The organism is Streptomyces sp. NPDC048337 (assembly GCF_043201175.1).
In the GTDB taxonomy this organism is placed as follows: domain Bacteria; phylum Actinomycetota; class Actinomycetes; order Streptomycetales; family Streptomycetaceae; genus Streptomyces.
This window is the reverse complement of the sequence record NZ_JBICYR010000018.1, coordinates 38435-55596: the sequence shown is the minus strand read 5'-3', so window position 1 is coordinate 55596 and position 17162 is coordinate 38435. Positions and strand designations below refer to the sequence as shown.

15 protein-coding genes are annotated in these 17162 nt (G+C 72.8%); 12 read left to right on the top strand and 3 right to left on the bottom strand.

All coding sequences use genetic code 11. The features are described 5' to 3' along the window. The first annotated feature begins 23 nt into the window (after positions 1–23). The 3 genes from ACGFYU_RS26105 to nudC all read left to right on the top strand — a co-directional run bounded on the left by ACGFYU_RS26105 (position 24) and on the right by nudC (position 6142). Positions 24–3719, top strand: a complete 3696-nt coding sequence (locus ACGFYU_RS26105; RefSeq protein ID WP_393829744.1) for a UvrD-helicase domain-containing protein — start codon at positions 24–26, stop codon at positions 3717–3719. Between the two features lie 10 nt (positions 3720–3729). Beyond that, entirely contained in the window at positions 3730–5133 is a 1404-nt protein-coding gene (locus ACGFYU_RS26100; protein WP_393829743.1) for a dipeptidase, read from the top strand. Positions 5134–5194: 61 nt separating this feature from the next. Next, positions 5195–6142 (top strand): NAD(+) diphosphatase, encoded by a 948-nt coding sequence (gene nudC, locus ACGFYU_RS26095; protein ID WP_393829742.1) that lies wholly within the window; start codon positions 5195–5197, stop codon positions 6140–6142. A 49-nt stretch (positions 6143–6191) separates the two neighbouring features. Here the strand turns inward: nudC and ACGFYU_RS26090 are convergent, their stop codons facing one another. Next, complete coding sequence (locus ACGFYU_RS26090; RefSeq protein ID WP_393829741.1) at positions 6192–6452, bottom strand: mycoredoxin; 261 nt, start codon at positions 6450–6452, stop codon at positions 6192–6194. A 177-nt stretch (positions 6453–6629) separates the two neighbouring features. On the opposite strand from ACGFYU_RS26090, the gene ACGFYU_RS26085 reads away from it, so the two are divergent. The 5 genes from ACGFYU_RS26085 (at position 6630) to ACGFYU_RS26065 (ending at position 10523) form a co-directional block, all read left to right on the top strand. Next, positions 6630–8798 carry an ATP-dependent DNA helicase UvrD2 gene (locus ACGFYU_RS26085; RefSeq protein ID WP_393829740.1) on the top strand — a complete coding sequence of 723 codons (2169 nt, stop codon included), beginning with the start codon at positions 6630–6632 and terminating at the stop codon, positions 8796–8798. 180 nt (positions 8799–8978) lie between these two features. Next, positions 8979–9308 (top strand): hypothetical protein, encoded by a 330-nt coding sequence (locus ACGFYU_RS26080; RefSeq protein WP_393829851.1) that lies wholly within the window; start codon positions 8979–8981, stop codon positions 9306–9308. 199 nt (positions 9309–9507) lie between these two features. Then, the gene (locus ACGFYU_RS26075; protein WP_393829739.1) at positions 9508–9879 is read left to right on the top strand and encodes a WhiB family transcriptional regulator; all 372 of its coding nucleotides are present in this window, start codon (positions 9508–9510) and stop codon (positions 9877–9879) included. After that, the gene (locus tag ACGFYU_RS26070; protein WP_382646336.1) at positions 9876–10205 is read left to right on the top strand and encodes a hypothetical protein; all 330 of its coding nucleotides are present in this window, start codon (positions 9876–9878) and stop codon (positions 10203–10205) included. The genes ACGFYU_RS26075 and ACGFYU_RS26070 overlap by 4 nt, the downstream gene beginning before the upstream one ends. Before the next feature lie 111 nt (positions 10206–10316). Beyond that, positions 10317–10523, top strand: coding sequence for a hypothetical protein (locus ACGFYU_RS26065; protein ID WP_393829738.1), 207 nt, complete (start codon positions 10317–10319; stop codon positions 10521–10523). A 22-nt stretch (positions 10524–10545) separates the two neighbouring features. Here ACGFYU_RS26065 and ACGFYU_RS26060 read toward each other — a convergent pair whose 3' ends face one another. Both ACGFYU_RS26060 and ACGFYU_RS26055 read right to left on the bottom strand, forming a co-directional pair. Continuing rightward, positions 10546–11874, bottom strand: coding sequence for an ABC1 kinase family protein (locus ACGFYU_RS26060; protein ID WP_393829737.1), 1329 nt, complete (start codon positions 11872–11874; stop codon positions 10546–10548). A gap of 86 nt (positions 11875–11960) precedes the next feature. Beyond that, a complete protein-coding gene (locus ACGFYU_RS26055) occupies positions 11961–13103 on the bottom strand; it encodes a ThiF family adenylyltransferase (protein WP_393829850.1) in 1143 nt (380 codons plus the stop codon). A 160-nt stretch (positions 13104–13263) separates the two neighbouring features. On the opposite strand from ACGFYU_RS26055, the gene ACGFYU_RS26050 reads away from it, so the two are divergent. The 4 genes from ACGFYU_RS26050 (at position 13264) to ACGFYU_RS26035 (ending at position 17103) form a co-directional block, all read left to right on the top strand. Beyond that, a complete protein-coding gene (locus ACGFYU_RS26050; protein ID WP_393829736.1) occupies positions 13264–13860 on the top strand; it encodes a M48 family metallopeptidase in 597 nt (198 codons plus the stop codon). A gap of 134 nt (positions 13861–13994) precedes the next feature. Beyond that, positions 13995–15629 (top strand): TerD family protein, encoded by a 1635-nt coding sequence (locus ACGFYU_RS26045; protein ID WP_393829735.1) that lies wholly within the window; start codon positions 13995–13997, stop codon positions 15627–15629. Between the two features lie 20 nt (positions 15630–15649). Then, a complete protein-coding gene (locus tag ACGFYU_RS26040; protein WP_393829849.1) occupies positions 15650–16330 on the top strand; it encodes an AIM24 family protein in 681 nt (226 codons plus the stop codon). A 17-nt stretch (positions 16331–16347) separates the two neighbouring features. Next, positions 16348–17103 (top strand): AIM24 family protein, encoded by a 756-nt coding sequence (locus tag ACGFYU_RS26035; RefSeq protein WP_393829734.1) that lies wholly within the window; start codon positions 16348–16350, stop codon positions 17101–17103. The last annotated feature ends 59 nt before the right edge of the window (positions 17104–17162 follow it).

The following is a 17162-nucleotide window of genomic DNA, read 5'->3' as shown; positions in this document are numbered from 1 at the left end:
GTGGGTGCGGCTAGCCTCTTCACGTGTCCGCGCGTCCGTCCGTCCTCACCGACCCCGAGCAGCTCAAGGAGCTCCTCGGCATCCCCTTCACACCCGAACAGCTCGCCTGCGTCACGGCCCCGCCCGCCCCGCAGGTCATCGTCGCCGGCGCCGGCTCCGGCAAGACCACCGTCATGGCCGCCCGCGTGGTCTGGCTGGTCGGCACCGGCGCGGTCGCGCCCGAGCAGGTCCTCGGCCTGACCTTCACCAACAAGGCTGCCGGCGAGCTGTCCGAGCGCGTACGCAAGGCCCTCGCGCGGGCCGGCATCGCCGACCCGGACCCTTCCCCGGCCGACACCGGGGCGGCCGGCGGCGAACCGCGGATCTCCACCTACCACGCCTTCGCCGGCCAGCTCCTCAAGGACCACGGCCTGCGCATCGGCCTGGAGCCCAGCTCCCGCCTCCTCGCCGACGCCACCCGCTTCCAGCTCGCCGCCAAGGTGCTGCGCGAGGCCCCCGGCCCGTACCCCTTCCTCACCAAGTCCGTCCCCGACCTCGTGGGCGACCTCCTCGCGCTCGACGCCGAGCTCTCCGAGCACCTGGTCGAACCGGACGCGCTGCGGGCGTACGACACCGAGCTGCTGAACACCCTCGCCGAGGTCAAGCTCACCAACGACGACCTGCGCAAGGTGCCGGAGGCCGTGCGCGGCCGCCTGGAACTGCTGGAGCTCGTCAGCCGCTACCGCGCCGCCAAACGCTCCCGCGACCTCTTCGACTTCAGCGACCAGATAGCCCTCTCCGCCCGGCTCGCCACCACCCGCCCCGAGGTCGGCGCCCTGCTGCGCGAAGAGTTCAAGGTGGTCCTCCTGGACGAGTACCAGGACACCTCCGTCGCCCAGCGCCTCCTGCTCTCCGGCCTCTTCGGCGCGGGCACCGGCCACGCCGTGACCGCCGTCGGCGACCCCTGCCAGGCCATCTACGGCTGGCGCGGCGCCTCCGTGGCCAACCTCGACGACTTCCCCGAGCACTTCCCGCACGCCGACGGAACCCCCGCCACCCGGTTCTCGCTCAGCGAGAACCGGCGCAGCGGCGGCCGCCTGCTCGACCTCGCCAACGGGCTCGCGGCCCCGCTGCGCGACATGCACGAGGGGGTCGAGGCGCTGCGCCCCGCGCCCGACGCGGAGGGCGCCGGCTTCGTCCGGGCCGCCCTGCTGGAGACCCACGCCGAGGAGCTGGAGTGGCTCGCGGACTCCGTCGCGCACCTGGTCCGCACCGGGACGGAGCCCCGCGAGATCGCCGTACTGTGCCGGTCCGCCGGGGACTTCGCGCGGATCCAGGCCGTCTTGGTCGAGCGGGACGTCCCCGTGGAAGTGGTCGGCCTGTCGGGGCTCCTCCACCTCCCCGAGGTCGCCGACCTCGTCGCCGTCTGCGAGGTCCTCCAGGACCCGGGCGCCAACGCCTCCCTCGTCCGGCTCCTCATCGGCCCGCGCTGGCGGATCGGCGCGCGGGACCTGGCCCTGCTGGGCCGCCGCGCCCGGCTGCTGGTGGGCCGCTCGCCGGCCGACGCGGATCCCGACGAACGGCTGGCGGCGGCGGTGGAGGGGGTCGACCCGGCGGAGATCGTGTCCCTGGCCGACGCGTTGGAGACCTTCCTCGACGGCGCGGGATCGGCCCCCGACGACCTGCCCTTCTCGGCGGAGGCCCGGGTCCGCTTCGCCCACCTCGCCCAGGAACTGCGCGACCTGCGGCGCTCGCTGGCCGATCCCCTGATGGACGTCCTGCACCGCGTCCTGGCCGCGACGGGCCTGGAAGTGGAGCTCTCGGCCTCCCCCCACGCCCTGGCGGCCCGCCGCCGCGAGACACTGTCGAACTTCATGGACGTCGCCGCGGGCTTCGCCGCCCTGGACGGCGAGGCCTCGCTGCTGGCCTTCCTGGCCTTCCTGCGCACGGCCGCCCAGTACGAGAAGGGCCTGGACCACGCCCTGCCCGGCGGGGAGAACACGGTCAAGGTCCTGACGGCCCACAAGTCCAAGGGCCTGGAGTGGGACGTGGTCGTCGTCCCCGACCTCTGCGCCGGCTCCTTCCCGAAGGAGAAGCCCCCGGAGGCCTGGACCTCGTACGCGAAGGTGCTCCCGTACGCGCTGCGCGGCGACGCCCCGACCCTGCCCGGGGACCCGGCCTGGACCTCGGCCGGCCTCCGCGCCTTCAAGGCGGCCCTCAAGCACCACAAGACGACGGAGGAACTCCGCCTCGGCTACGTGACCTTCACCCGCCCCCGCTCCCTCCTGCTGGCCTCGGGCCACTGGTGGGGCCCGAGCCAGAAGAAGCGCCGCGGCCCGTCCCCCTTCCTCACGGCCCTCCACGACCACTGCGCGGCCGGCTTCGGCGAGATCGAGGCCTGGGCGGACGAACCGGCGCCCGACGCCGAGAACCCGTCCCTGTCCGCCGCGGCGGAGGCGGACCACTCCTGGCCGCTCCCCCTGGACCGGGGCTCCCTCACCCTCCGCCGAGAGGCGGCGGCCCTGGTGGAGTCCTACCTGGCGACTCCGCCCCCGGAACCGGACGACTCATACCTCTGGCCCCCGCACTGCGAGGACCCGTCCTACGAGGACGAACCCGTTCCGGACCCGGAAGCTCCCTGGGGCACCGCACCCGGCCCGGAGGGCCCTGCCGGGGGGCAGAACCCCGAGGACCCGTGGGCAGTCGAACCGTGGCCGGCGGAGCCCCGGGGCGGCGCAGTCGCGCCCGGCCCTGAAGGCCCCGCCCCCGTGGGGCAGGACCCTGAGGACCCGTGGGCGGGCGAGCCCTGGGCGGCCGCCACCCCGCAGCCCTCGCGCCCCGCAGCCGGGGCCGCAGACCCCACCCACGGGCCGCGCCACGGCGCAGCCGAGTCGGGCATCCCCGCCGGCCGGAGCGGCGGCGCAGCCGAGTCGGGCATCCCCGCCGGCCGGAGCGGCGGCGCAGCCGAGTCGGGCACCCCTGCCGGCTCGAGCGGCGGCGCGGCCGAGTCGGGTCCCGTCACCCCCGAAGAGGCGCGGGCCATCGCCTCCTGGGACCGCGACCTCGAAGCCCTCGAGGGCGAGCTCCGCCGTGCCCGCGCCGCCGTCCGCGACGTCCCGCTCCCCGCCGCGCTCTCCGCCAGCCAGCTCCTGCGGCTCGCCGCCGACGAGCCCGGCTTCGTCCGCGAGCTCGCCCGCCCCATGCCCAAGCCCCCCCAGCCCGCCGCCCGCCAGGGCACCCGCTTCCACGCCTGGGTCGAGTCCCGCTTCGACGAGCTCCCGCTCCCGCTCCTCGACGTCCTCGACCCCGTCACCGAGCTCCCCGGATCCGACCAGGAGGTCGCAGACGAGGCCGACCTCGACTCCCTCAAGGCCGCCTTCGAGCGCAGCCCGTACGCCGACCGCCCGCCCCATCGGATGGAGGCCCCGGTCCAGCTCACCCTCGCCGGCCGCGTCATCCGCGGCCGGATCGACGCCGTGTACCAGAACCCGGACGGTTCGTACGAGATCGTCGACTGGAAGACCGGCCGCACCACCGAGGCCGACCCCCTCCAGCTCGCGATCTACCGCCTGGCCTGGGCCGAAGCCACCGGAACCCCCCTCGACCAGGTCACCGCCGCCTTCCTCCACGTCCGCAGCGGCCGCGTCATCCGCCCCCGCGACCTCCCCGACCGCGCCCGCCTTGAGCGGATCCTCCAAGGGGAACCGGGCCCGGACGGTGCCCACCAGGCGGACAGCTAGGCTCGTGGGCATGAGCGACACCCCGCCGGACAGCGTCGTCCGCACGTACATCGACACCCACCGCGCCGCCTTCCTCGACGACCTCGCCGAGTGGCTCCGCATCCCCTCCGTCTCGGCCCAGCCCGAGCACGCGGGCGACGTACGCCGCAGCGCGCAATGGCTCGCGGCGAAGCTCAAGGAGACCGGTTTCCCGGTCGCCGAGGTCTGGGAGACCCCCGGCGCCCCCGCCGTCTTCGCGCACTGGCCGGCCGCCGACCCGGCCGCACCCACCGTCCTCGTCTACGGGCACCACGACGTGCAGCCCGCCGCCCTCGCCGACGGCTGGCACACCGACCCGTTCGAGCCGGTGGTCCAGGGCGGCCGCATGTACGGCCGCGGCGCCGCCGACGACAAGGGCCAGGTCTTCTTCCACACCCTCGGCGTACGCGCGCACCTGGCGGCCACCGGCGCCGCCGCCCCCGCCGTGCACCTCAAGCTCCTCATCGAGGGCGAGGAGGAGTCCGGCTCCATCCACTTCCGCGCCCTGGTCGAGGAGCGGGCCGAGGCGCTCGCCGCCGATGTCGTGATCGTCTCCGACACCGGCATGTGGTCCGAGACCACCCCCACCGTCTGCACCGGCATGCGCGGCGTCGCCGACTGCGAGATCGACTTCCACGGCCCGGACCAGGACATCCACTCCGGCGCCTTCGGCGGGGCCGTCCCCAACCCGGCCACCGTCGCGGCCCGCCTGGTCGCGGCCCTGCACGACGCCGACGAGCGGGTCACGATCCCCGGCTTCTACGACAACATCACCGAGCTGACCGACGCCGAGCGCCGGCTGATCTCCGAGCTCCCCTTCGACGAGTCCGAGTGGCTCCGTACGGCCAAGTCCCACGCGGCCGCCGGCGAGAAGGGCTACTCCACCCTGGAGCGGGTCTGGGCCCGCCCGACCGCCGAGGTCAACGGCATCGGCGGCGGCTACCAGGGCCCCGGCGGCAAGACCATCGTGCCCGCCTCCGCCCACCTGAAGCTCTCGTTCCGCCTGGTGTCGGGGCAGGACCCGTACGAGGTCGAAGCGGCCGTACGGGACTGGGTGGCGGCCCGGATCCCCGACGGAATCCGGCACTCCATCGTCTTCGGCGCGCCGACCCGCCCGTGCCTGACGCCGCTGGACCACCCGGCGCTGCAGTCGGTCGTACGGTCCATGGGCCGCGCCTTCGGCCAGGAGGTCCGCTTCACCCGCGAGGGCGGCTCCGGCCCGGCGGCGGACCTCCAGGACGTCCTGGACGCGCCCGTCCTGTTCCTCGGCATCTCCGTCCCGTCCGACGGCTGGCACTCGCCGAACGAGAAGGTCGAGCTGGACCTGCTCCTCAAGGGCGTCGAGACGACCGCCTACCTGTGGGGCGACCTGGCCGCCCACTGGAAGCCCGCCTGACCGCCCGACCCGCACCCAGCACGTGAGTCTCTGAGCCTGCCTTGTCCCACCACCGGGGGAGTTGGAAGTACCTGTGAGCACCCATACCGAGCGCCCTCTCTCGCTCACCGCGCCCAGCGGAATCGACCGTGCCGCGCACCACCGCCTCGACGAGGCCTGGCTCGCCGCCGCCTGGAGCCACCCGACGACCCGCGTCTTCGTCGTCTCCGGCGGCCAGGTCCTGATCGACGACACCCCCGACGGGAGCACCGGCATCGTCATGACCCCGGCCTTCGAGGCCCCCGTCACCGAGACCCACCGGTACTTCCTGGGCACCGACGAGGACGGCGTACGGTACTTCGCGCTCCAGAAGGACGCGCTGCCGGGCCGCATGGACCAGTCGGCCCGCCCGGCCGGCCTGCGCGAGGCCGGACTGCTGCTGAACCCGCGCGACGCCGGGCTCATGGTGCACGCGGTCGCCCTGGAGAACTGGCAGCGGATGCACCGCTTCTGCTCCCGCTGCGGCGAGCGCACGGTGGTCGCGGCCGCCGGGCACATCCGCCGCTGCCCGGGCTGCGGCGCGGAGCACTACCCGCGCACCGACCCGGCCGTGATCATGCTGGTCACGGACGACCAGGACCGCGCGCTGCTGGGCCGCCAGGTGCACTGGCCGGAGGGCCGGTTCTCCACCCTCGCCGGGTTCGTCGAACCCGGCGAGTCGATCGAGCAGTCCGTCGTCCGCGAGGTGTGGGAGGAGGCGGGCGTCAGGATCGGCGAGGTCGAGTACGTGGCCAGCCAGCCGTGGCCCTTCCCGTACAGCCTGATGCTGGGCTTCAACGCCCGCGCCACCACCTCGGAGATCAACGTCGACGGCGAGGAGATCCAGGAGGCCCGCTGGTTCTCCCGCGAGGAGCTCCGCGAGGCCTTCGAGTCCGGCGAGGTCATCCCCCCGTCGGGCATCTCCATCGCCGCCCGCCTCGTCGAACTCTGGTACGGCCGCCCCCTCCCGAAGCCCGCCCCCGCCGCCTGACGCAGAAGGCCCCCGCCGGGGCGGGGGCCTTTCTGGAGCGAGGGGGGCGTCAGACGGCGAGGGCCTGCTTGACCTGGGCCAGGCTCGGGTTCGTCATGACCGACTCGCTGCCGCCGGGGGAGACCACGAGGACGGTGGGGACCGTCTGGTTGCCGTTGTTCGCCTTCTCGACGAAGGCCGCGGACTCGGGGTCCAGCTCGATGTTGATCTCGTTGTACGCGATGCCTTCCCGGTCCAGCTGGGTCTTCAGCCGGCGGCAGTAGCCGCACCAGGTCGTGCTGTACATCGTCACGGAACCCTTGTCCTGCATGCTGCGGTCTCCTCTGTGGCGTCTCGGGGGCCTCGGTGGTCCGAGTAGTCGAACGTACGGCACCGCGCCGCCATTCCCGTACGGGAGGCGGCCGGGCCGGTGTGACAAGTACGACGGACAAGGGCGGCCTGTGGACAAGTTTCCCGCCCGACCCACGAGACCTGGCAGCATGGCGGGGTGACAGCAGCAACGCACTCCTCATCCTTCCCCGCCGCCGCCGACTCGGCGGACGCGGTGCTCCTGGGCCTGGACCCGGAGCAGCGCGAGGTCGCCACGACCCTGCGCGGACCGGTGTGCGTACTGGCGGGCGCCGGCACCGGCAAGACCCGCGCGATCACCCACCGCATCGCCTACGGCGTCCGGTCCGGCCAGCTCATGCCGGCCAGTGTGCTGGCCGTCACCTTCACCAACCGCGCCGCCGGCGAGATGCGCGGCCGCCTGCGCGGCCTCGGCGCGGAGGGGGTCCAGGCCCGCACCTTCCACTCCGCCGCCCTGCGCCAGCTCCAGTACTTCTGGCCCAAGGCGGTCGGCGGCGACGTCCCCCGGCTCCTGGAGCGCAAGATCCAGTTCGTCGCCGAGGCCGGCGCCCGGTGCCGCATCCGCCTCGACCGCGGCGAGCTGCGCGACGTCACCGGCGAGATCGAGTGGGCCAAGGTCACCCAGACCGTGCCCGCCGACTATCCGGCGGCCGCCCTCAAGGCAGGCCGCGAGGCCCCCCGGGACATGGCCGAGATCGCCCAGATCTACGGGACGTACGAGCAGCTCAAGCGCGACCGCGGTGCGATCGACTTCGAGGACGTGCTGCTCCTGACCGTCGGCATCCTCCAGGACCGCCACGACATCGCCGAGCAGATCCGCGCCCAGTACCAGCACTTCGTCGTCGACGAGTACCAGGACGTCAGCCCGCTCCAGCAGCGGCTCCTCGACCTCTGGCTCGGCGAGCGCGACAGCCTGTGCGTCGTCGGCGACGCCAGCCAGACGATCTACTCCTTCACCGGGGCCACCCCCGACCACCTGCTGAACTTCCGCAACCGCTACCCGCAGGCCACCGTGGTCAAGCTGGTCCGCGACTACCGCTCCACCCCGCAGGTGGTCCACCTCGCCAACGGCCTGCTCAACCAGGCCAAGGGGCGCGCCGCCGAGCACCGACTCGAGCTGGTCTCGCAGCGCGAGCCCGGCCCCGCCCCCGTCTACGCCGAGTACCCGGACGAGCCCGCCGAGGCCGAGGGCGTCGCCGCGCGGATCCGCGACCTGATCGCGGCGGGCGTCCCGGCCGGCGAGATCGCCGTGCTCTACCGCATCAACGCCCAGTCCGAGGTCTACGAGCAGGCCCTCGCCGATGCCGGCGTCCCGTACCAGCTGCGCGGAGCCGAGCGCTTCTTCGAGCGCCAGGAGGTCCAGAAGGCCATCCTCGCGCTGCGCGGAGCCGCCCGCTCCGGCGGCAACGACCCGCTCCTCGACGACGTCGTCGAGCTCGGCTCCCAGGTCCGGGCCGTGCTCAGCTCCACCGGCTGGTCCACCGAGCCGCCGGCCGGCTCCGGCGCCGTCCGCGACCAGTGGGAATCGCTCGCCGCGCTGGTCCGGCTCGCCGAGGACTTCGCCCGCGCCCGGCCCGGAGCCAGCCTGGCCGACCTCACGATCGAGCTCGAGGAGCGCAAGGCCGCCCAGCACGCCCCGACCGTCCAGGGCGTCACCCTGGCCTCGCTGCACGCGGCGAAGGGCCTGGAGTGGGACTCCGTGTTCCTCGTCGGCCTCACCGACGGCATGATGCCGATTACCTACGCCAAGACCGACGATCAGATCGAGGAGGAGCGCCGGCTGCTCTATGTCGGCGTCACCCGGGCCCGCTTGCACCTGACCCTCTCCTGGGCGCTCTCCCGCGCTCCCGGCGGCCGGACCTCCCGACGCCCCAGCCGCTTCCTGAACGGCCTGCGGCCGGGCTCCGCGGCCCCGGGAACGGGACCGGGCGGCGCGGCCGAGCGGGCCGCCGCCCGCAAGCGCGGCCGCCGCGGCCCCGCGCTGTGCCGGGTCTGCGGCAAGACGCTGACCGAGGCCGGCGAGATGAAGCTGATGCGCTGCGAAGACTGTCCTTCCGACATGGACGAAGGACTCTACGAGCGGCTGAGGGTGTGGCGGTCGGACCGGTCGAAGGAGCAAGGCCTGCCCCCCTACTGCGTCTTCACGGACAAGACGCTGATGGCGATCGCGGAGGCCGGACCCTCCGAGGCGGGGGAGCTCGCGATGATCTCCGGGGTGGGCGTCCGCAAGCTCGAGCGGTACGGCGCCGACGTGCTGGCCATCTGTGCAGGTCAGGAACCCGGGGTCGAGGATCCTGACGACGCGTAGAAACTCGTCGGAAAAATAGTTTGCACATGCCCAGCGAAGACCCATAGGTTCTTAGCAACGGAAACGGTGGCTTCTCCGAAGCCCCGGATCCGTGCTGTACTTATCCGAATACGCATGGGACAGGCCCCCGGGCCACCGTCCCCGAGACGCCGAGAGGAGGCGAGACCAGTGACCAGCTTCATGACCGCCATCAAAATGACCGATCGCTCGGTCACCGCTTCCTGCCTGCTCGGTTCCGTCTCCCTCCGGGGTACCGGTCTGTCCGCGATTGCCGCTGACAGCCCCGCCCTCTCGGCGGCCCTTGCGGCCGGCGCGCGCCGCAATGAGCGACCGACCAAGGCACTGGTGGCAGTAGCGGAAGCCCAGGCGCATGGCGCCTATGGATTCGCGGCCGCAGCCGGTGCCGCCAGTGCCGGATTCAAGACGCAGCAGACGAAGCAGACGACGAAGCAGCAGCACCACCTGATGTGGGCCTTCCGTGGGCTCGAACCCTGGAGTGATCCAGCCTGATCGCGTGATCAGGCCGGCGCCTTCAGGGCCGCGGAACCCCACCCGGGATCCGCGGCCCTTCTGTTTGTCCCCGAACGGGGAACGACGGAGCGAAGGGGCCTCGGGACTGGCAAGACCAGTCGGTGAAGCGAAGCAGCCCAGCCGCCACCCGGCCAACCGGCCGGAACGACTAGCCGAACAAGACGAGGAAGAAACCACCGTGCAACTCGAAGCGCACGCCCCGTCCGTAACGCAGACCCAAACGATCTCCCCGCCCGCAGTCCCGGAGGACCACGCCTTGACCCCGCTCACCGCGCTGACCGCGCTCGACGACGCCATCGAGAACCTCGGCGTCCCCGTTCCGTGCCGCACCTTCGACCCCGAGGTCTTCTTCGCCGAGTCCCCGGCCGACGTCGAGTACGCCAAGTCCCTGTGCCGGACCTGCCCGCTGGTCGAGGCCTGCCTCGCCGGGGCGACCGAGCGCCGCGAGCCCTGGGGTGTCTGGGGTGGCGAGCTCTTCGTCCAGGGTGTCGTCGTAGCCCGGAAGCGCCCGCGTGGCCGTCCGCGCAAGAACCCGGTTGTCGCGGCATGACCGCCAACGGAACCATCGACCGCCCCCTCACGCACGACCCCCTGAAGCAGGCCCTCATGACCGCCCACACGACGAGCGAGCAGCCGCACGGCTCCGCCCACGCAGACTTCATCACCGCCGGCGCGATCACCTCGCGTCAGAACAGGACCCGCGAAATGCAACTCATCCCAGAAGCCCTGGCCCGTGCCCATATGGACGACCGCATGCGTGAGGCCGACGCCGAGCGTCACGCCCTGCGCCTGCTGGCCGCCCGCCGCATGCAGCGGCGAGCCGAGCGCGTCTCGATGCGCGCCCGGCGCGCGCTGGCCATGGCCGTCATGCACTGACAGCTGACGCCCAGCCGAGAAGAGGCTCCCCGGGGGGACCGGTCCGAAGGGACCGGTCCCCCCGGTGCGTTGCGGAGGCCAGTCCACCCCCTACGGGGATATCGTCTGGAGGTGGACCAGCAGACCCCCCACCCCGGCCCTGCGGGACCCGAGCCCCAGCCCGTCGTCTGCGCGCGCTGCGGCACACAGTCCCCCAACGGCGCCCCGCCCACCTGGACCTGCTCGGTGGAGAACGGGACGAGACAGTACTTCTGCGTCGACTGCGCCCGGGCCAACCTCCGGGCGATCGAGGGCAGGCTCGACTCCTCCTGGTGGTGAGCCGGCCCCGCCCTGGCCGCCCTCACTCCGCGGTCGGGAACCCCGGCAGCCAGGAGTCCAGTTCGTCGCGCAGCCGCACCGTCGCGCCCAGCTGGCACAGCACGCCGATGGTGCTCAGCGTCACCCGGTGGATCAGCAGGTACGAGGGCGGCAGGTTGATCTGCCGGCCCAACTGGTGTGCGGGGGACCGGGGATCGGCGATCCGCGCCGCCTGGCCGCGCAGCCACGGCCGGGTGAAGGTGAACTCCTCGGCCTCCGCCGGCTCGATGATCGGCTTCAGGTAGTCCAGCACCGCGTCGGGGTCCAGATCGATGGACTCCTTCACGAACCCCTCGGCGCACAGGTGCCCGTAGACCCCTTCGGCGTCACCGTCCAGCGTCATCCGCAGCGACCGGCCGATGGGCTTGGGCCAGCCACCGGGCAGCCGGTCCACCGTGCCGAAGTCCAGGACGCCCAGCTGCAACCGGCCGTCCGGCCCGGATATCAGCCGGAAGTTCCCCGGGTGCGGATCCGCGTGCAGCAGCCCGGTCCGCGCGGGCCCGGAGAAGAGGAACCGGGCCAGGAGCTGTCCGGCGCGGTCGCGCTCCTCCTGTGTGCCGTCGGATATCACCTCCGACAGCGGAGTCCCCTCCATCCACTCGGTCACCAGCACCTGGTCGCCCTGGTGCACGACATCCGGTACGACCACGTCCGGGTCCCCCTCGAACGCGTCCGCGTGCGTCCGCTGGGCCTCGGCCTCCAGCTCGTAGTCGAGCTCCTCCGCGACCCGGTTGCGCAACTCCTTGATCAGCGGCTTGATCTCCATGCCGGGTATCAGCGGCCCCAACAGCCCCGCGAACCGGCCCAGCTGCTTCAGGTCCGACAGCAGCGCCTCACCGGCCCCCGGGTACTGGACCTTGACCGCGACCTGTCGGCCGTCGTGCCACACGGCGCGGTGCACCTGCCCGATGGAGGCCGCCGCGGCCGGCTTGTCCTCGAACTCCTCGAAGAGATCCCGCCAGTCCGCACCGAGCCGGTCGGCCAGCACCTGGTGCACGGTGGCCGCGGGCAGCGGCGGCGCCGCCTCCTGAAGCTTGGTCAGCGCCGCCCGGTAGGGCCCCGCGACCTCCTCGGGCAGAGCCGACTCGAAGACCGACAGGGCCTGCCCGAACTTCATGGCACCGCCCTTCAGCTCCCCGAGCGTTCGGAACAACTGCTCGGCGGTGCGGTTCTGAAGCTCCCGCGCCACGATCTCCGCGGACTTGCCCCCGATCCGCTTGCCCAGCCCCCACGTGGCCCGACCCGCCATGCCGAGCGGCAGCGCGGCCAGCTTGACGGTACGGGTGACCGCCTTCCGGGGAAGATCAGACATACGCCCCTCCATTTCCCAGACAGCCGCGCCGCAGCGGCGGTTCAGCCGGACCGGCAACCCTCAGACCTCGGACCCCAAGCATCCTGTCATGGCCCTCCGGGGCGATCCGCTCCCGATCCTCCTCCCGACCGCTCCAGCGCCGCTGGACCCTCCCCGCTCGCCCCGCACGGGCAGTCGGGGTGGGGGCGAAGGGGGTTCGGCTCCCAGTGCAGGGTCGGGAGCGCGGCCTCCCAGCGGGAGGCGGTGGAGGCGGGGAGTTCGCCGTCGAGGAAGGACAGGGCGTGGGCCGCGGCCAGGCCGGCCACCGCGGTGGACAGGCCGAGGTCGCAGGCGGCATGGGCTCTTCGGCGGTGGGCCGAACGCCACTGCACCAGCATGCGCGGCCAGGCCGGATCCAGGTCCACCCGGTCGCGCTCCATGCACCCCGCGCACGCCGTCGCCCCCGGCAGGACCAGCGGCCCCACCAGCCCCGTGCCCTCCAGCACTCCCGCGTACAGGTGCGGGATGCCCGTGGCGACCCAGCCGGCGGCGGTGTCCGGATCCGGGGCCCAGGCGTGCAGACCGTCGCGCGGCGCGACCACCACCAGTGCGAGCCCGGGCTCCGGCCCCCCGCTCTCGGCGGCCCGAGGGCCGCGTCCCGGGGCGGACTCGCGCACCAGCTTTCCCGCGGCCTCGGCTCTCAGCCGGCCCACGCTTCCGGGACCCAGCCCGCCCGGGGCCACGTCCGCCGGCTCCACCCGGCCCCCGTCGAGCACTTCGACCCCGCCCACGCCGGCCCCGGCCAGGACCGCCGCGATCAGGGCGCCGACGCGGCCGCTCCCGCGCACCTGCACCCGTATCGCCCGGCGTGCGGCGATGCCCCGCAAGTCCCCGCCCGGCGCCCGGTGGACCAGCGACAGCGAGCCCAGATCGGGCGCCAGCCGCTCCAGGGCCTCCGGCCGTTCGCGCACGGCCTGCGCCCGCGGGCCGCCGGCGGTGACGTCGTCGATCAGCCCCGCCCCCGCCAGCCGCCGGACCAGCTCGTCGGCCTGGCCGTCCGGCAGCCCCATCCCCGAGGCCTCCGCCCGCAACAGCTCCATCCCCCGCGTCCCGTCGATCCGGTCGATGAGCGTGCCCGTCGCCGTGTCCACGGGACCGAGCACCACCGCGTGCGCGGGAGTCACCCCGAACTGCACCGTTTGCATATCCCGCCAGGCCCGAGCCAGCGCCGGCTTCACCTTCGGATACATCGCCATCCCCCGTTCCCGAAATTCCTCCGCGTTCTGCGTTCGTTCCACCGCAACAGTGCCCGCCCGCCGAAGTCCGCGCAGAAATTTGTCCACAGGCAAGGGGTATTAGGCATATGGGATGAAGAAATAGGGCGTTCCGTGTGTACCCCGTGAATCGATCATGTTCGAACCCCGGACGGGCGGGACTTCCGCCACGGCTACCGGGTACCGTCGTGGCGTGTCCGCCGACCCACCGCAGCGCGCCGTAGAAGTCCGCCGGAGCGCGCGCCGCCGCAGGACCGTATCCGCCTATCGCGAGGGTGACCGTACGGTCGTCCTCATCCCTGCCCGCATGTCGGAGGCCGAGGAGCAGCGCTGGGTGGGCGTCATGCTCGACAAGCTGGCCGCGCAGGAGAGCAAGCGCACCCTCGGGGACGCGGAACTCACCGAGCGCGCCGAGCGTTTGTCCGAGCAGTTCTTCAGCGGCCGCGCCCGCCCCCGCTCGGTCCGCTGGGTCACCAACCAGAACACCCGCTGGGGCTCCTGCACCCCCGCCGAGGGCAGCATCCGGCTCTCGCACCGCCTCCAGGGGATGCCGGAGTACGTCGTCGACTACGTGCTCCTGCACGAGCTGGCGCACCTCCTCGTGCCCGGCCACGGCCCCCGCTTCTGGCAGCTGCTGGAGGCCTACCCCCGCACCGAGCGGGCCCGCGGATACCTGGAGGGCGTGGTCGCCGCCGAACGCCTCCCGAAGGTCCCCGCCGCGCGCGAGGAATAGCCCGACCCCACGCGCCCGGCAACATCGCACACGGAGATGTGTACCGGGTCGGTACCGACTTGGCCGGATGTCGGCAGTTGCCGTTAGCCTGAGCGGCACGCATTCACAGTCGGGATGGGGGACGGTCGTTACGCATGGGTAGGGAATTCCAACGGGGCCACAAGGCCAAGATCAGTGATCTGACGGCGGGCACCGATCTGTATGTCGGTGTCCAGATCGCCGGGCCCGGACTCACCTTCGACATCAGCTGTTTCGGCCTCGACGCGAACGAGCAGCTGTCGGACGACCGCTACTTCGTCTTCTTCAACCAGCCGAAGTCGCCAGAGGAGTCGATCCAGCAGCTCGGTGCCCAGGCCGGTGACACCGAATCATTCCGGGTGACCCTGGACCGCGTTCCGGCGTCCATCCACAAGCTGTCCTTCACCGCCACCATCGACGGCGCCGGACAGATGTCGCAGATCGGGCCCGGCTACATCCGCATCGTCGCGGGCGGCGAAGAGGTCGTCCGCTACGCCTTCACCGGCTCGGAGTTCACCACCGAGCGGGCCGTGATGCTCGGCGACTTCTACCTCAAGGACGTGTGGCGCTTCGCCGCCGTCGGCCAGGGCTTCGACGGCGGACTCGCCGCGCTGCTCAAGAACTTCGGCGGCGAGGTCGCCGAGGAGGAGCAGCAGCAGCCCGCGGCCCAGGCCGGCGCCGCGCCCGGGTTCGCCCCGCCGCCGCAGGCAGCCGCTCCCGCGCCGTCGTTCGGCGCCCCGGCGGCCCCGCAGGCCCCGGCCCCCGCGCCGTCGTTCGGCGCTCCGGCCCCCGCCCCGCAGGCTCCGGCCCCCGCGCCCTCCTTCGGGACGCCGCCCGTGCCCGCCCCCGCCCCGCAGCCGCAGGCGTACCCGCAGCACTCGGCGCCCACCATGGCCGCCCCGCTCGCCGCCCCGCCGGCCCCCGCGCCGTACGGACAGCCGCCGCAGCAGCCCTCGTACGGCCAGGTCCCCCCGCCCGCCCCGGCCCCCGCCCCCTACGGGCAGCAGCCGCCGCCGGGCTACGGCCAGGTTCCGGGCCAGTTCCCCGGCCAGCAGCCGGGTTACGCCCCGCAGGCCGCCGCCCCCGCCGCGGCCGGTCTCGCCGCGGCCCTCCAGCCGTACAAGGAAGCCCCCACCGGTAGCCGCTGGACCCCGCAGAACCAGCAGCTCATGCGCGTCGACCTGGCCATGGGCGGCCAGGCCGTCCTCGCCCGCCAGGGCAGCATGGTGCTCTACCAGGGCAAGGTCGACTTCAGCTACAAGGGCGCGGGCTTCGCCGGCCGCATCGTCGGCAACGCCACCGGCCAGGAGATGCAGCTCATGCGCTGCACCGGCCGCGGCCAGGTCTTCCTCGCCGAGAACGGCGCGCACCTGCACGCCATCGAGCTCCAGGGCGACGGGATCTGCGTCTCCGCCGAGGCCGTCCTCGCCTTCGACGAGTCCCTCCAGCACGAGGTGCGACGCATCGAAGGCCACGGCATCCCCGGCGGCGCCCTGTTCACCATGCAGTTCTCGGGCACCGGCACGGTGATCGTCAAGACGCACGGCGTCCCGGTCGTCCTGCCCGTCACCCCGACCACCTTCGCGGACAGCAACGCCATCGTCGCGTGGTCCTCCGCCTCCCAGGTGATCCTGTCCAGCCAGGTCCGGCTCCGGCGCAACGCCTACCCCGGCCACAGCGGGGAGACCGTGAACCTCCAGTTCCGCGGTGCTCCCGGCAACTTCATCGTCGTCCAGCCGTACGAGGTCTGAGGGAGCCCGACATGAACGCAATGAACCAGCAGCTCGCGGGCTACGCCCCGACCCCCGTCACGGCCCGCATGGAGAACCACGGCCGGTCCATGCTCAAGGTCGCCATGCAGAGCGGCCAGGACCTCTTCGCCCGCACCGGCTCGATGGTCGCCTACGAGGGCTTCGTCCAGTACGAGCCCAACCCGCCGGCCGTCCGCCAGATGGCCGCGCAGTGGATCACCGGCGAAGGCGCACCACTGATGAAGTGCACCGGCGACGGCCTGCTCTACCTCGCCGACTACGGCGCCGACGTCGTCGTCATCAACCTCAACAACGACTCGCTCTCGGTCAACGGCACCAACCTGCTCGCCTTCGACGCCCACCTCCAGTGGGGCGTCGAGCGGGTCAAGGGCCTCGCCAAGTTCGCGGGCCAGGGCCTGTTCAACGTGGAGGTCGCGGGCACCGGCTGGGTCGCCCTCACCTCCCGCGGCACCCCGATCGTGGTCGACTGCGGCCGCGGCGAGGACGAGACCTACGTCGACCCCGACGCGCTCGTCGCCTGGTCGCCGAACCTGAAGGTCAAGGGGAAGCGCAGCTTCAAGGCCTCGTCGCTGGTCGGCCGGGGCAGCGGGGAGGCCTACCAGATGGCCTTCTCCGGCCAGGGCCTCGTCGTCGTACAGCCCAGCGAGGACAGCACCGACCGGCTCCGGGTACGGGGCTGAGGGGGAGCGGACACATCATGCAGAGCGCACTTTTCGCCCACGCCGAAGCCCAGTCCCAGGACCGGTACACGATCCAGAACCCGCAGCTGCTGCGGGTCTCGCTGACCGGCTCCGACGACGTGCTCGCCCGCAAGGGCGCGATGGTCGCCTACCAGGGGCTCATCGACTTCGACGGCGAGTACCAGACCTCCAACCAGCGCCGCGCCCGCGCCCGCACCGGCGAGGGCCTGGACCTCATGCGCTGCTCCGGGCAGGGCACGGTCTACCTGGCCAACCTGGCCCAGTACGTGCACGTCGTGGACGTGGACCAGGACGGCCTCACGGTCGACAGCAGCTACGTCCTGGCCCTGGACTCCACCCTGCACACCGAGGTCATCGCGGTGGACAGCCAGTACGGGATCTCCGGCTCCGGCAAGTACCAGCTCAACATCAGCGGCCGCGGCAAGGTCGCGCTGATGACCTCCGGGCAGCCGCTGATGATGCACGTCACGCCCGACAAGTACGTCAACGTCGACGCGGACGCCATCGTCGCCTGGTCCACCTCCCTGCGGGTGCAGATGCAGGCCCAGACGCACTCCAGCGGAGTCTGGCGGCGGCGCGGCAACACCGGTGAGGGATGGGAGCTGAGCTTCCTCGGCACCGGCATCGCGCTGGTGCAGCCCAGCGAGGTGCTGCCGCCGCAGAACGCCCAGCTCGGCCAGGGCGTCGCGGCGCAGTTCGGCATGGGCCAGCACGGCTCCCACGCGCAGAACCAGAACAACGCCTGGAACTAGCCGTTCAGGGAACCGGTACGGCGAAGGGGCGGCCCCGCGAGGGACCGCCCCTTCGTCAC

Excerpts from the sequence above, each read along its gene's own strand:
- ACGFYU_RS26100 (WP_393829743.1), top strand. The coding sequence starts at position 3,730 with ATGAGCGACACCCCGCCGGACAGCGTCGTCCGCACGTACATCGACACC.
- ACGFYU_RS26090 (WP_393829741.1), bottom strand. The coding sequence starts at position 6,452 with ATGCAGGACAAGGGTTCCGTGACGATGTACAGCACGACCTGGTGCGGC.
- ACGFYU_RS26080 (WP_393829851.1), top strand. The coding sequence starts at position 8,979 with ATGACCGCCATCAAAATGACCGATCGCTCGGTCACCGCTTCCTGCCTG.
- ACGFYU_RS26070 (WP_382646336.1), top strand. The coding sequence starts at position 9,876 with ATGACCGCCAACGGAACCATCGACCGCCCCCTCACGCACGACCCCCTG.
- ACGFYU_RS26060 (WP_393829737.1), bottom strand. The coding sequence starts at position 11,874 with ATGTCTGATCTTCCCCGGAAGGCGGTCACCCGTACCGTCAAGCTGGCC.
- ACGFYU_RS26055 (WP_393829850.1), bottom strand. The coding sequence starts at position 13,103 with ATGTATCCGAAGGTGAAGCCGGCGCTGGCTCGGGCCTGGCGGGATATG.
- ACGFYU_RS26050 (WP_393829736.1), top strand. The coding sequence starts at position 13,264 with ATGTTCGAACCCCGGACGGGCGGGACTTCCGCCACGGCTACCGGGTAC.
- ACGFYU_RS26045 (WP_393829735.1), top strand. The coding sequence starts at position 13,995 with ATGGGTAGGGAATTCCAACGGGGCCACAAGGCCAAGATCAGTGATCTG.
- ACGFYU_RS26040 (WP_393829849.1), top strand. The coding sequence starts at position 15,650 with ATGAACCAGCAGCTCGCGGGCTACGCCCCGACCCCCGTCACGGCCCGC.
- ACGFYU_RS26035 (WP_393829734.1), top strand. The coding sequence starts at position 16,348 with ATGCAGAGCGCACTTTTCGCCCACGCCGAAGCCCAGTCCCAGGACCGG.